This window comes from Pseudomonas sp. B21-023 (genome assembly GCF_024749165.1).
Taxonomy (GTDB): domain Bacteria; phylum Pseudomonadota; class Gammaproteobacteria; order Pseudomonadales; family Pseudomonadaceae; genus Aquipseudomonas.
Genome location: NZ_CP087190.1, coordinates 528,050 through 541,370, shown reverse-complemented (window position 1 = coordinate 541,370; position 13,321 = coordinate 528,050). Strand labels below are relative to the sequence as shown.

Below are 13,321 nucleotides of genomic sequence, written 5' to 3'. Positions count from 1 at the left end.
CCTTCAGGGCTGTTTGCTGCGGGTTGGGTGGACGACGTGCAGATAGTGTTCGGCAACGTCGAGCATACGGTTGGCGAACCCCCATTCGTTGTCGAACCAGGCCAGCAGGTTCACCAGGCGAGGGCCTGAGACACGGGTCTGGCTGGCATCGACGATGGCCGAATGCGGGTCATGGTTGAAATCACAGCTGGCGTGGGGCAGCTCGGTGTAGGCCAGCAAGCCTTTTAGCGGGCCATCCAGGGCGGCCTCGCGCAACACCCGGTTGACCTCGGCCGCGCTGGTGTCGCGGGCGGTCTGCAGGGTGATGTCCAGGCACGACACGTTGACGGTCGGCACACGTACCGCTTTGGCCTGGATTCGCCCGGCAAGTTCCGGCAGCAGGCGCTCGATACCGCGCGCCAGGCCAGTGGACACCGGGATCACCGACTGGAACGCCGACCGCGTGCGGCGCAGGTCTTCGTGGTGATAGGCGTCGATCACCGGCTGGTCGTTCATCGCCGAGTGAATGGTGGTGATCTGTACGTACTCGATGCCAAAGGCCTGGTCCAGCACCCGCAGCAGGGGCACGCCGCAGTTGGTGGTGCAGGACGCGTTCGATACCAGCAGCTCGTTGCCCGTCAGACAATCCTGGTTGATGCCGTAGACCACCGTGGCATCGACGTCGACTTCACTGGCCATCGGCTGCGAAAACAGTACCCGCGGCGCACCGGCATCGAGAAAGCGCTGGCCGTCGGCGCGGGTGTTGTAAGCGCCAGAGCACTCCAGCACCAGGTCGACATCCAGGGCGGCCCAGTCGATGCCTTCGGGGGTGGCACTGCGCAGCACTTTCACGCAGTCGCCGTTGATATGCAGACAGTCGCCGTCGACTTTCACCTCACCGGGGAAACGCCCGTGGGTGGAGTCGAAGCGCGTCAGGTATTCCAGGCTGGCCTGGTCGGCCAGGTCGTTCAGCGCGACGATCTCGAAACCGGCCTTTGCCCCTCGCTCGAACAGTGCGCGCAGGACACAGCGGCCGATGCGGCCGTAACCGTTGAGTGCAACTTTGTAGGGACGCGGGTGGGGCATTCGATACTCACGTGCAGGTGCGTTGAACGACCATCGCGGGGCAAGCCCGCTCCCACAAGGCACCGGGATGCCTTGTGGGAGCGGGCTTGCCCCGCGATCAGACGGGAGGCATGGAGCCTCCCGGGTGCATCAGTCTTCCAGCAGCTCTTCAGCGGTGCCCAGGATGTTGTCCAGGGTGAAGCCGAACTCCTCGAACAACGCGGAGGCCGGCGCCGACTCGCCGTAGGTGGTCATGCCGATGACGCGACCTTCGAGGCCGACGTACTTGTACCAGAAGTCGGCATGGGCAGCTTCGATGGCGATGCGCGCGCTGACTTCCAGTGGCAGGACCGACTGCTTGTAGGCTGCGTCCTGGGCATCGAACACGCTGGTGCTCGGCATCGACACGACGCGGACCTTGCGGCCCTCGGCGCTCAGTTTGTCGAACGCCTGGACGGCCAGGCCCACTTCGGAACCGGTGGCGATCAGGATCAGTTCAGGCTCGCCGGCGCAGTCCTTGAGCACGTAACCGCCACGGGCGATATCGGCGATCTGCTGAGCATTGCGATCCTGATGTTGCAGGTTCTGGCGCGAGAAGATCAGCGCCGAAGGGCCGTCCTTGCGCTCCAGGGCGGCTTTCCAGGACACGGCGGACTCGACCGCATCGGCCGGGCGCCAGGTGTCCAGGTTCGGCGTGCTGCGCAGGCTGGTCAGTTGCTCGATCGGCTGGTGGGTCGGGCCGTCTTCGCCCAGGCCGATGGAGTCGTGGGTGTAGACGTGGATCACACGCTGCTTCATCAGCGCCGACATGCGCACGGCGTTGCGGGCGTATTCCATGAACATCAGGAAGGTCGCGCCATAAGGCACCAGGCCGCCGTGCAGGGCGACGCCGTTCATGATCGCGGTCATGCCGAATTCGCGCACGCCGTAGAACACATAGTTGCCGCTGGCGTCATTGGCCTCGACACCCTTGCAACCTTTCCACAGGGTCAGGTTGGAGCCGGCCAGGTCCGCCGAACCACCGAGGAACTCCGGCAGCAGCGGGCCGAAGGCGTTCAAGGTGTTCTGGCTGGCCTTGCGGCTGGCGATGGTTTCGCCCTTGGCGGCGACTTCGTTGATGTAGGCCTGGGCCTTCTCGGAGAAGTCGGCCGGCAGCTCACCTGCGTCACGGCGCTTGAACTCGGCAGCCAGTTCCGGGTAAGCCTTGGCGTAGGCGTCGAAACGCTCGTTCCAGGCAGCTTCGGCCTTGGCGCCAGCGGCTTTGGCGTCCCACTCGGCATAGATGTCGGCCGGGATCTCGAACGGACCGTGGTTCCAGTTCAGTTCCTTGCGGGCCAGGGCGATTTCGTCGTTGCCCAGCGGTGCGCCGTGGCAGTCTTCCTTGCCCTGCTTGTTCGGCGAGCCGAAGCCGATGATGGTCTTGCAGCAGATCAGGGTCGGACGGTCGCTCTTGCGAGCGGTGTCGATGGCCATCTTGATCTCGTCGGCGTCGTGACCGTTGACGTTGCGGATCACCTGCCAGTTGTAGGCTTCGAAGCGCGCCGGGGTGTTGTCGGTGAACCAGCCGTGCACTTCGCCGTCGATGGAAATGCCGTTGTCGTCGTAGAAGGCGATCAGTTTGTTCAGGCCCAGGGTGCCGGCCAGCGAGGCGACTTCATGGGAAATGCCTTCCATCATGCAGCCGTCGCCGAGGAACACGTAGGTGTTGTGGTCGACGATGTTGTGGCCTTCACGGTTGAACTGGGCGCCCAGCACCTTTTCCGCCAGGGCGAAGCCCACGGCGTTGGCCAGACCCTGGCCCAGAGGGCCGGTGGTGGTCTCCACGCCAGGGGTGTAGCCGTACTCCGGGTGGCCCGGGGTGCGGCTGTGCAGCTGACGGAAGGCCTTGAGGTCGTCGATGGTGACGTCGTAGCCGGTCAGGTGCAGCAGCGAATAGATGAGCATCGAACCATGACCGTTGGACAGCACGAAGCGGTCACGGTCGGCGAAGCTGGGGTTGCTCGGGTTGTGCTTCAGGTAGTCGCGCCAAAGCACTTCGGCGATATCCGCCATACCCATGGGGGCACCTGGGTGGCCGCTGTTGGCCTTTTGCACGGCATCCATGCTGAGGGCACGAATGGCGTTGGCACGTTCACGACGGCTGGGCATCGCTGAGTCTCCTGGGGCTTGAAAGGGTGGTGAAGCGAAAAAAGGCGACCATTTTCGCCCACAGGGGGGGCCGGGGGCAATGACGTATGGTCGCAGTCGGGCTTTTTTCCTGTGTTTGGCCTGCTTTTCAAGAAAAATGCGCCTGCGCAACCACCACCCATCCAGCAATATCAAAACTTTTTGATATTGCTATTGCGACCACAGCCTCCCCTGACTAGACTCCCGCCCCATGAACCTCAATGCGCCCATCACCCCGCAACACAGCGACGAGCTGGCCGCCCTGTGCAAGGCCGGCGGCGACCCGCTGCGCCTGAACGTGCTGCGCGCATTGGCCAACGACTCGTTCGGCGTGCTGGAGCTGGCGCAGATCTTCGACATCGGCCAGTCGGGCATGAGCCACCACCTCAAGGTACTGGCCCAGGCCGACCTGGTGGCGACCCGTCGCGAAGGCAATGCGATCTTCTACCGCCGTGCCCTGCCCGACAGTCAGCGCCTGGGTGGCCGCCTGCATACGGCACTGCTCGAGGAAGCCGACGACCTCGCGCTGCCCGTGGACGTACAGGCGCGTATCGCCCTGGTGCAACAGCGCCGCGCCGCCACCAGCCAGGACTTTTTCCAGCGCGTAGAAGAAAAGTTCCGCGCCCAGCAGGACCTGATCGCCGGCTTGCCGCAGTACCGCGAAAGCCTGCTGGCGCTGCTCGACAAGCTCAGCTTCGGCGTCGGCGCCAGCGCCCTGGAAGTGGGGCCTGGCGACGGCGGATTCCTGCCCGACCTGGCTCGCCGCTTCGACCAGGTCACGGCCATGGACAACAGCCCGACCATGCTCGAACTGGCGCGCCAGGTCTGCGAGCGCAATGCACTGAATAACGTAAACCTGCAGTTGGCCGATGCACTGGGTGCAACGGATGTGGAAGCCGACTGCGTTGTGCTGAACATGGTCCTGCACCATTTCAGCGACCCGGCCCAGGCCTTGCGCCTGCTGGCCAAACGGGTGAAGGCGGGCGGCAGCCTGCTGGTCACCGAGCTGTGCAGCCATGACCAGGGGTGGGCGCGCGAAGCTTGCGGCGACCTGTGGCTTGGCTTCGAGCAGGACGACCTGGCCCGTTGGGCCGACGCGGCAGGGCTGGCCCCCGGGGACAGCCTCTACGTGGGCTTGCGTAACGGTTTTCAGATCCAGGTCCGGCATTTCCAGCGGGCCACTGGCGACATACAACATCGGTAAATTTCAGGAACCCATCGAGATGAGCGAATACTCCCTTTTCACCTCCGAGTCCGTGTCCGAAGGGCATCCGGACAAGATCGCCGACCAGATCTCCGACGCGGTGCTGGACGCCATCATCGCCCAGGACAAGTACGCCCGCGTAGCCTGCGAGACCCTGGTCAAGACCGGTGTCGCCATCATCGCCGGCGAAGTCACCACTTCGGCCTGGGTCGATCTGGAAGACCTGGTGCGTAACGTGATCATCGACATCGGCTACAACAGCTCCGACGTCGGCTTCGACGGCGCCACCTGCGCCGTGATGAACATCATCGGCAAGCAGTCGGTGGACATCGCCCAGGGCGTCGACCGCTCCCGCCCGGAAGACCAGGGCGCCGGCGACCAGGGCCTGATGTTCGGCTACGCCAGCAACGAGACCGACGTGCTGATGCCGGCCCCGATCTGCTTCTCGCACCGCCTGGTCGAGCGCCAGGCCGAGGCGCGCAAGTCCAAGCTGCTGCCTTGGCTGCGCCCGGACGCCAAGTCCCAGGTCACCTGCCGCTATGAAAACGGCAAGGTCGTCGGCATCGACGCGGTCGTGCTGTCGACCCAGCACAACCCCGAGGTCTCGCAGAAAGACCTGCAGGAAGCGGTGATGGAGTTGATCGTCAAGCACACCCTGCCTGCCGAGTTGCTGCACAAGGGTACCCAGTACCACATCAACCCGACCGGCAACTTCATCATCGGTGGCCCGGTGGGCGACTGCGGCCTGACCGGCCGCAAGATCATCGTCGACTCCTACGGTGGCATGGCTCGCCACGGTGGTGGCGCGTTCTCCGGCAAGGACCCGTCCAAGGTCGACCGTTCCGCTGCCTACGCCGGCCGCTACGTGGCCAAGAACATCGTCGCTGCGGGCCTGGCCGAGCGTTGCGAGATCCAGGTGTCCTACGCCATCGGCGTGGCCCAGCCGACCTCCATCTCGATCAACACCTTCGGCACCGGCAAGGTCTCGGACGAGAAGATCGTGCAGCTGGTGCGCGAGTGCTTCGACCTGCGTCCGTACGCCATCACCACCATGCTCGACCTGCTGCACCCGATGTACCAGGAAACCGCTGCCTACGGTCACTTCGGCCGTACCCCGCAGCAGAAGACCGTGGGTGATGACACCTTCACCACCTTCACCTGGGAGCGCACCGACCGCGCCGCCGCCCTGCGCGACGCCGCTGGCCTGTAAGCCTCCTACAGCAGTAAAAGAAAGCCCCTGCCGAGCGATCGGCAGGGGCTTTTTCGTGACATATCGCCTGACAATGCGGCACGTCGCACCAAGCAACTGGCACCTAGGCTGAGGACTCCTTACCGCCTCGCAAGGATGCCGGTCATGCCGCTACTGCCGATACTCATGCTCCTGTCGACTCTCTTCACCAGCGCACAGGCCGGCCAGTGTCCGGATTGGGGCCCATCACAGGCGAATGCCGAAATGGTCCGACTGGGCGAGACCCTGGCCCGCTGGGACGATCACTACCACCGTCAAGGCAAGTCATTGGTGGCGGACGAACTCTATGACCAGAGCCGCCAGCGCCTGCTGCGACTGCAGCGGTGCTTCAACCTGCCAGACGCGGCGCCCGACCCGCTGGCCGGCGCACGTGGCCCTATGCCCCACCCGGTCGCGCACACCGGCGTCGACAAGCTGCCCGACGAACAGGCCATGCGCCGCTGGCTGACGGGCAAGCGCGATGTCTGGATACAGCCCAAGGTCGATGGCGTCGCAGTTTCCCTGATCTACCAGCAGGGCCGGCTGGTCCGGCTGCTCAGCCGCGGCGATGGCGTCCAGGGCCATGACTGGAGCCGGCATATTCCTTCGCTCGGCGCCATCACCCGACAGCTGCCGCAACCTGTGGACCTGGTGCTGCAAGGGGAACTTTACAAACGCCTGGAGGGCCATGTGCAGGCTCAGGCAGGCAGCCTTAACGCTCGCGGCAGCGTGGCCGGGCTAATGGCACGCAAGCAGCTGGACACCGCCCTCGGCGCGAGCATCGGCCTGTTCGTCTGGGACTGGCCACACGGGCCGCAAACCCAGGCGGAGCGCCTCGAGCTACTGGCCGCCATGGGCTTTGCCGACAGCCAGCGCTACAGCATCCCCATCGCCAGCCCGGAGCAGGCCGCCGAGATGCGCCTGCACTGGTATCGCTCCGCCCTGCCCTTCGCCACCGATGGCGTGATCCTGCGCCAGAGCAGCCGCCCGCCCGCCGAGCGCTGGCAGGCCAAGGCCCCTTACTGGATTGCAGCCTGGAAATACCCCTTCTCCCAAGCCCTGGCCGAAGTGCGCGAAGTACGCTTTCGCATTGGTCGCACCGGAAAGGTAACCCCCATCCTGCACCTGGCGCCTGTCGAACTGGACGACCGTCGGGTTTCGCAGGTCAGCCTTGGGTCCCTGGCACGCTGGCAGAAACTCGATATACGCCCGGGCGACCAGGTGGCTATCAGCCTTGCCGGCCTCACCATTCCGCGGTTTGACGACGTGGTACATCGCACGGTCGTGCGACAGTCCGTCACCTCACCGACTGCCGGGCAGTATGACGCCCACACCTGCTGGCAGGCTGGTGCTGGCTGCGAAGAGCAATTCATCGCCCGATTGACCTGGTTGAGCGGCAAGCAGGGGCTGGCCCTGCCAGGGATCGGGCCGGGCACCTGGCGCCGACTGGTGGATGTCGGCCTTGTGACCACCCTCGTGGATTGGCTGGAGCTCGATACCCAAGTCCTGGCGGCCGTGCCGGGTCTCGGCGATGCCAGGGCCCGACAGCTTCATGACAGTTTTAGCGCGGCGCGCTTGCGCCCCTTCCTCCAATGGTTGAACGCGCTAGGCGCGCCCTTGCCTCAGGGGATGCCCCTGGAGGCCGACTGGTCGACGCTCGCAACGCGATCGGCTGACGCATGGCAAGCCTTGCCGGGCGTAGGTGGCGCAAGATCGAAACAACTCGAGGTATTTTTTGCAACAGAAGATGTTCAAGCCCTTGCCGAGCAACTGGGCGGGTATCGTATCGCCGGTTTCCAGCTCGCGAACGACTCCGCCGAACAATGACGAGTGTAGGTCAACTCCGAGTTTGCCGTTTAAAGACCCACCAAGGGTTCCTAAATCCGGCAAACCAAGGCAGGATTCCACCAACTTTTGCTGCTCCGCCCCGCTCAGGAGGCTTTTCATGACACGTTTCACCGCTCTTTTCCTGCTGGCAACCCTTGGCCTGGCAACCGGCGCCGCGCAAGCCGCCCAGCCGGATGCAGGCCTGACCGGCTGCGCCGCCAAGCGCAGCGCCATCGAGAACCAGCTGAAGATTGCCCGTGAACATGGCAACAGCAACCAGGCTGCCGGGCTCGAAGAGGCGCTGCGTGGCGTGGACAACTGCACCGAAGCCGGGCTGCGCAAAGAGCGCGAGCAGAAAGTGCTCGATGCCCGCCACGAAGTGAACCAGCGCACCAAGGACCTGGACAAAGCCATGAAGAAAGGTGACGCGGAAAAGATCAACAAGCGCAAGGACAAGCTGGCCGAGGCGAAGAAAGAACTGCAAGAAGCCGTGGACGAGCTAGAGCGCTGACCGTACAGCCTTTGATGTGGGAACGAACCCGCTCCCACAACAGCCTCACACGGCTCAGTGATTGCGAAACTCGCTATGACAGGCCTTGCACGCCGCCTCGACCTTGTCCATCGGTGCCTTCATCTGCGCTGCGTCCAGCGGCGGGTTGCGGGTCACCGTCACCAGGTCGCCGGTAACGCCCTCCAACTGCCGGGCCAGGTCCTGGAACCGCGCCTGGCGCTCCCAGACATCCGCCCGTGCGCTGCTGTCACCCTCGTCGCGCACCTGCGGGAAGTGCTGCCACGGCTCATGGGCCAAGGTATCCAGCTTCACCGCGCCCTCGGCGAACTTCACGTCATCGAAGGGCAACCGCCCGCGCAGCATGCCACCCATGTCTTCACTGGTCTTGAGCATCTGCTTGAAGATCGCCTTGCGCTGGCCCAGCGGCGAGTTGGGGTCGACGCCGTCACAGGCGGTCAGGGCGAGGGCGGCGAGCAGTACTACGGTCAATCGCTTGAACATCAGGGTCTCTTTGGCCAGGCAAACGGGTGGCCAGTATCGCCGCCTGCCGGGCAAAGACCAATAGCCACACAGAAAACAAGGGCGAATGTTCATGTTTCGCCCAGCACAGGACCCACCCGATGAAATCTGCATTGCGCCATCTCGCCTGGGCCCTCCCCGCCCTGGCGCTCCTGGCCGGCTGCAACGGCGGCGAAAGCGCCAAGCCCGAGCCTCATGCCATCGCCACTTATGTACCAGCCACCTGGAACGACCTGCCCCAGGTCACCGACGACGACCTGCTGGCCGGCTTCTATGCCTGGCGCAACGGTTGCGAGAAACTCAAGCGCGATCCGGTGTGGGCCGCTACCTGCGAGGCAGCCGGTTCAGCCACGGCGAACGCTGATCAGGTACGCACCTTCCTCGAGCAGAATCTCCAGGTGTTCGGACTGCGCTCGGCGCAGAACAGCGCCAACGGCCTGATAACCGGGTACTACGAGCCGGTCTACCCCGGCAGCCTGGAACGCACCGAAGCCGCGCATGTACCGGTGTACGGCGTACCCGAGGACATGATCGTGGTCGATCTGGCCAGTGTGTATCCCGAACTCAAGGGCAAGCGCTTGCGCGGGCGCCTCGATGGCCGCGTGCTCAAGCCCTATGACACCGCCGAAGTGATCAACCGCGACGGTGCCAAGGCGCCGGTACTGGCCTGGCTGACCGACCCGATGGACTTGCAGTTCCTGCAGATCCAGGGTTCCGGTCGCATCCAGCTGGAAGGTGGCCGCCAGCTGCGGCTGGGGTATGCCGACCAGAACGGCCACCCCTATCGGCCGATTGGCCGCTGGCTGGTGGACCAGGGCCAACTGCCCAAGGAACAGGTGACCATGGGCAGCATCCACGCCTGGGCCCAGGCCAACCCGCAGCGGGTCCCCGAGTTGCTGGCCAGTAACCCGAGCTACGTGTTCTTCAGCACCCGGCCGGATAGCAACGAAGGTCCGCGCGGCTCGCTCAACGTGCCGCTGACCGCTGGCTATAGCGTGGCCATCGACCGCAAGGTGATCCCGCTGGGCAGCCTGCTGTGGCTGTCCACCACCCGCCCCGACGGCAGCCCGGTGGTGCGCCCCGTGGGGGCGCAGGACACCGGCGGAGCGATTACCGGTGAAGTGCGTGCGGACCTGTTCTGGGGCACCGGTCCTGAGGCCGGTGAACTGGCAGGCAACATGAAACAACAGGGGCAGATATGGATGTTGTGGCCTAAGGGCCAGCCTTTGCCCGAAGTACCGAAGGTCCCCTGAAGGACGCTATCGCGGGGCATGCCCGCTCCCACTGCGGGAGCGAGCTTGCCCCGCGATGCAGTCAGATCGAAACGACAAAGAACGACACGATCAGCGCCATCCCGACGAACCACACCAGCGAGCGCAACACTGCCCAGTCCGCCAGGTAGCAGATGATGTAGAGCAACCGGCTGGTGATGTACATCACCCCCAGCACATCTTGGGTCACTTGTTCGGCATTGCCGACGATATCAGCCACCAGCACCGCCGCGGCAAACGCGGGAAACGCTTCGTAGCCATTCAACTGGGCGGCATGGGCCCGCCGTGGCAGCCCTTCGAGCTTGTCCAGGAACGCACGCGGATCGTGATTGGCGCGCAAGCCAAAATACCCGCTGCTGAGTTTGGCGATCAGTGCACATAGCGGCGGCAGGACCAGCGCGACGAGAATGCACCACAGGGCTACGGTCATCTACAGGACTCCTTGTTCATAGAGGTTCGCTTCAGAGCTTCATCACCAGCATACCGGCCAGCACCAGCCCGCAAGCTAGGAGTCTTGGCCCGCCAAAAGGTTCTTTGAGGTAGCGCATGCCCAACAGCACCACGAGGATCACGCTCAACTCGCGCAACGCTGCCGCTTCGGCCACCGAGCCCAGGTGCATGGCCCAGAGCACCAGAGCGTAGCTGAACAATACGCAGAACCCGACCGCCAGGCCCAGCTTCCATTGGGCGCGCCAGAACAGCATGAACGGCCCTCGTCGGGCCACCATGGCCAGCAACGGGAACGGCCAGGCACTGAGCAAGGTCAGCCATACCAGGTAGTCCCAGGGCTTGCCCCACAGGCGTACGGCCTGACCGTCGAACCAGGTGTAGCAGCCGATGCACAGGCCTATCAGTGCCACCACCGGCAGCATCGACCAGGGCAGGCGGTCGCCGCCGCCACCCTGCCAAAGCAAGCACGCCATGCCACAGGGGATCAGCAAGATGCCGATGATCTGCTGCTGGCTCAACGATTCGCCGGCAAAGGCCAGGGTCAGGCCCAGCACCACCAATGGCGACAGGCCACGCATCAACGGATAGACCAGCCCCAGGTCACCGACCCGATAGGCCTGGATCAGCAGAAAGCGGTACAGCTGCTCGGCCAGCGCCGAGGCCAGCAGCCAGGGCCAGATCTCGGCGGGCGGGAAATCTACGAAGGCTACCGCCAGTATGGCGAAACTCAGTGCCACCACGTCCATGCTGGCGATCACCAGCAGCCGCTCGGCGCTGAACTTGATCAGGGTGTTCCAGGTGGCATGGAGCAGGGCTGCGACCAGTACGAGGGAAGTTGCCAGCACGCCTTGGAATCCTTGTCGTCGTTTGGTGGGGACCACTATATAGCGCCTGGCTAGTTATGGCCTCATCGCAGGGCAAGCCCGCTCCCGCGCCTTCGCCTGACAGGAACCAACTGGAGAAATCCGGTCATAAGGTGTGTCCCGAACGCCGCGCCAGGTCATCAAAGAACTGCCCGAGCCATTCGGGTAATGACTTGGAAGCCACTTACACAGGATTCGGGATGCTTGAATTAGTTGCCGCGTTTATCTGCCTCACCACCCTCCTCACTTATGTGAACTACCGCTTCATCGGCCTGCCGCCGGCCATCGGCGTGATGGTCACCGCATTGCTGTTCTCCCTGATGCTGCAGGGCCTGAGCCTGATCGGCTTCCCTGGCCTGGAAGAACGCGTCGAAGGCCTGATGAACCAGATCGACTTCAACGACCTGCTGATGCACTGGATGCTGTCGTTCCTGCTGTTCGCCGGCGCCTTGCACGTCAACCTCGCCGACCTGCGCAGCTACCGCTGGCCGATTGGCCTGCTGGCCACCCTTGGCGTACTCATCGCCACCGTGGTAATCGGTTACCTGGCGCACTGGGTGTTCGCCCTGTTTGGCTGGAACGTGCCGTTGATCTACTGCCTGCTGTTCGGCGCGCTGATCTCACCGACCGACCCAATCGCCGTGCTCGGCGCACTGCGAACCGCCAACGCCTCCAAGCCGCTGAAGACCACCATCGTCGGTGAGTCGCTGTTCAATGACGGCACGGCGGTCGTGGTGTTCACCGTGCTGCTGGGCATCATCCAGCTGGGCGAGACGCCGAGCGTCGCCGACACCGCCATCCTGTTCGCCCGCGAGGCCCTGGGTGGCATAGCCTTCGGCGGCCTGATCGGCTATGCCACCTACCGCATGATCAAGAGCGTCGAACAATACCAGGTGGAAGTGATGCTGACCCTGGCGCTGGTGATCGGCGGCTCGGCCATGTGCTACGAGCTGCACGTGTCGGCGCCGATCGCCATGGTGGTAGCCGGACTGATCATCGGCAACCTGGGACGCAACCTGGCGATGAACGACATGACCCGCCGCTACATGGACGGCTTCTGGGAACTGATCGACGACATGCTCAATGCCTTGCTGTTCGCGCTGATTGGCCTGGAGCTGTTGCTGCTGCCGTTCAACTGGCTGCACCTGGCGGCCGGTGGCGTGCTGGCGGTGGCGGTGCTGGCTTCGCGGCTGCTGACCGTGGCGCCGGCGATCGTGCTGTTGCGCCGCTGGCGCAGCGTGCCGCAGGGCACCATCCGCGTGCTGACCTGGGGCGGCCTGCGCGGTGGCGTGTCGGTCGCCCTGGCGCTGTCGCTGCCGCAGGGCGCCGAGCGTGACCTGCTGCTGTCGATCACTTACATCGTGGTGCTGTCGTCGATCCTGATTCAGGGCCTGACGGTCGGCAAGGTGGTGCGCAAGGTCAGCACACAACCCGAGTAACAACGTAGAGGCGGACTAGCCCCGCGATATCGTCTGCACAGGCATAGATGTTGATCCTGCCGGCGCCATCGCGGGGCAAGCCCGCTCCCACGCTTGAGCAAACGGGTCTATTCCACCGCGCTGTCCGGGAACTGGTCCTGGATGTACTTGATCTCGGTGCGCCCGTGGGCGGCCGGCAGGCCATCCTCACCCAGGTTGACGAACACCATCTTGTCGACGGTCAGGATCGCCCTGCGGGTGATCTTGTTGCGTACTTCGCACTTGAGGGTGATCGAGGTGCGGCCGAATTCGGTGGCGGTGATGCCCAGCTCGATGATGTCGCCCTGACGCGAGGCACTGACGAAGTTGATCTCGGAAATGTACTTGGTCACCACGCGCTGGTTACCCAGCTGGACGATGGCGTAGATCGCCGCCTCCTCGTCGATCCAGCGCAGCAGGCTGCCGCCGAACAGGGTGCCGTTGGGATTGAGGTCTTCGGGTTTTACCCATTTGCGGGTGTGAAAGTTCATCTGTACTCCTGACCTGCTTGCTGACATGCGCTAATGATGGCAGACCGCTCGGTCACGCTCCATTGAACATCGACTATCGTCTCGATTAATCGACAGAAAGTCTTGGGTGTGTAACACGCCCGCGGCTATAATCTTGCCGTTTCACATGGCCCCCCACAGTGGTGGCCATCCCGCCACCCATCCGAGGGGCGCTGCAGCAGGCTTGGCCTGTCAGGCTCGGTTGGGGCGTTGTCCGCGCAAGCGGACGCTCAACGCACAACGGCGCCCATTCGCACACTACGAATGGAGGC

The 13,321-nt window shown here is 64.1% G+C and carries 12 protein-coding genes and 1 riboswitch; of the genes, 6 read left to right on the top strand and 6 right to left on the bottom strand.

Annotated features, from left to right (window positions below):
• Window positions 1-3: 3 nt before the first annotated feature.
• Both epd and tkt read right to left on the bottom strand, forming a co-directional pair.
• Window positions 4-1,065: an erythrose-4-phosphate dehydrogenase gene (gene epd / locus LOY42_RS02505; protein WP_139673969.1), complete on the bottom strand. Its 1,062-nt coding sequence runs from the start codon at window positions 1,063-1,065 to the stop codon at window positions 4-6.
• 129 nt (window positions 1,066-1,194) lie between these two features.
• A complete protein-coding gene (tkt, locus tag LOY42_RS02500) occupies window positions 1,195-3,192 on the bottom strand; it encodes a transketolase (RefSeq protein WP_102682217.1) in 1,998 nt (665 codons plus the stop codon).
• A gap of 229 nt (window positions 3,193-3,421) precedes the next feature.
• On the opposite strand from tkt, the gene LOY42_RS02495 reads away from it, so the two are divergent.
• The 4 genes from LOY42_RS02495 to LOY42_RS02480 all read left to right on the top strand — a co-directional run bounded on the left by LOY42_RS02495 (window position 3,422) and on the right by LOY42_RS02480 (window position 7,980).
• Window positions 3,422-4,414, top strand: coding sequence for a metalloregulator ArsR/SmtB family transcription factor (locus LOY42_RS02495; RefSeq protein ID WP_139673972.1), 993 nt, complete (start codon window positions 3,422-3,424; stop codon window positions 4,412-4,414).
• Between the two features lie 19 nt (window positions 4,415-4,433).
• Entirely contained in the window at window positions 4,434-5,624 is a 1,191-nt protein-coding gene (gene metK / locus LOY42_RS02490; RefSeq protein WP_038706913.1) for a methionine adenosyltransferase, read from the top strand.
• A gap of 144 nt (window positions 5,625-5,768) precedes the next feature.
• Window positions 5,769-7,469 carry an NAD-dependent DNA ligase LigB gene (ligB, locus tag LOY42_RS02485; RefSeq protein WP_372241254.1) on the top strand — a complete coding sequence of 567 codons (1,701 nt, stop codon included), beginning with the start codon at window positions 5,769-5,771 and terminating at the stop codon, window positions 7,467-7,469.
• Between the two features lie 118 nt (window positions 7,470-7,587).
• Complete coding sequence (locus tag LOY42_RS02480; protein WP_139673978.1) at window positions 7,588-7,980, top strand: DUF1090 domain-containing protein; 393 nt, start codon at window positions 7,588-7,590, stop codon at window positions 7,978-7,980.
• A gap of 54 nt (window positions 7,981-8,034) precedes the next feature.
• On the opposite strand, the gene LOY42_RS02475 is transcribed toward LOY42_RS02480, so the two are convergent.
• Window positions 8,035-8,481 (bottom strand): cytochrome c, encoded by a 447-nt coding sequence (locus LOY42_RS02475; RefSeq protein WP_102682221.1) that lies wholly within the window; start codon window positions 8,479-8,481, stop codon window positions 8,035-8,037.
• Between the two features lie 119 nt (window positions 8,482-8,600).
• Between LOY42_RS02475 and LOY42_RS02470 the strand changes: the two genes are divergently transcribed.
• Window positions 8,601-9,752, top strand: a complete 1,152-nt coding sequence (locus LOY42_RS02470; protein WP_258599742.1) for a murein transglycosylase A — start codon at window positions 8,601-8,603, stop codon at window positions 9,750-9,752.
• 61 nt (window positions 9,753-9,813) lie between these two features.
• Here the strand turns inward: LOY42_RS02470 and LOY42_RS02465 are convergent, their stop codons facing one another.
• A complete protein-coding gene (locus LOY42_RS02465; protein ID WP_046853941.1) occupies window positions 9,814-10,200 on the bottom strand; it encodes an MAPEG family protein in 387 nt (128 codons plus the stop codon).
• Between the two features lie 31 nt (window positions 10,201-10,231).
• Window positions 10,232-11,065, bottom strand: coding sequence for an EamA family transporter (locus LOY42_RS02460; protein ID WP_139673982.1), 834 nt, complete (start codon window positions 11,063-11,065; stop codon window positions 10,232-10,234).
• 218 nt (window positions 11,066-11,283) lie between these two features.
• Here LOY42_RS02460 and LOY42_RS02455 point away from each other — a divergent pair, with 218 nt between their 5' ends.
• A complete protein-coding gene (locus LOY42_RS02455) occupies window positions 11,284-12,522 on the top strand; it encodes a sodium:proton antiporter (protein WP_102682224.1) in 1,239 nt (412 codons plus the stop codon).
• A 107-nt stretch (window positions 12,523-12,629) separates the two neighbouring features.
• On the opposite strand, the gene LOY42_RS02450 is transcribed toward LOY42_RS02455, so the two are convergent.
• The gene (locus LOY42_RS02450) at window positions 12,630-13,031 is read right to left on the bottom strand and encodes an acyl-CoA thioesterase (protein WP_139673986.1); all 402 of its coding nucleotides are present in this window, start codon (window positions 13,029-13,031) and stop codon (window positions 12,630-12,632) included.
• A 177-nt stretch (window positions 13,032-13,208) separates the two neighbouring features.
• Window positions 13,209-13,305: riboswitch (S-adenosyl-L-homocysteine riboswitch) on the top strand.
• The last annotated feature ends 16 nt before the right edge of the window (window positions 13,306-13,321 follow it).

Coding starts and splice junctions, on each gene's coding strand:
- epd (WP_139673969.1), bottom strand. CDS start 1,065: ATGCCCCACCCGCGTCCCTACAAAGTTGCACTCAACGGTTACGGCCGC.
- tkt (WP_102682217.1), bottom strand. CDS start 3,192: ATGCCCAGCCGTCGTGAACGTGCCAACGCCATTCGTGCCCTCAGCATG.
- LOY42_RS02495 (WP_139673972.1), top strand. CDS start 3,422: ATGAACCTCAATGCGCCCATCACCCCGCAACACAGCGACGAGCTGGCC.
- metK (WP_038706913.1), top strand. CDS start 4,434: ATGAGCGAATACTCCCTTTTCACCTCCGAGTCCGTGTCCGAAGGGCAT.
- ligB (WP_372241254.1), top strand. CDS start 5,769: ATGCCGCTACTGCCGATACTCATGCTCCTGTCGACTCTCTTCACCAGC.
- LOY42_RS02480 (WP_139673978.1), top strand. CDS start 7,588: ATGACACGTTTCACCGCTCTTTTCCTGCTGGCAACCCTTGGCCTGGCA.
- LOY42_RS02475 (WP_102682221.1), bottom strand. CDS start 8,481: ATGTTCAAGCGATTGACCGTAGTACTGCTCGCCGCCCTCGCCCTGACC.
- LOY42_RS02470 (WP_258599742.1), top strand. CDS start 8,601: ATGAAATCTGCATTGCGCCATCTCGCCTGGGCCCTCCCCGCCCTGGCG.
- LOY42_RS02465 (WP_046853941.1), bottom strand. CDS start 10,200: ATGACCGTAGCCCTGTGGTGCATTCTCGTCGCGCTGGTCCTGCCGCCG.
- LOY42_RS02455 (WP_102682224.1), top strand. CDS start 11,284: ATGCTTGAATTAGTTGCCGCGTTTATCTGCCTCACCACCCTCCTCACT.
- LOY42_RS02450 (WP_139673986.1), bottom strand. CDS start 13,031: ATGAACTTTCACACCCGCAAATGGGTAAAACCCGAAGACCTCAATCCC.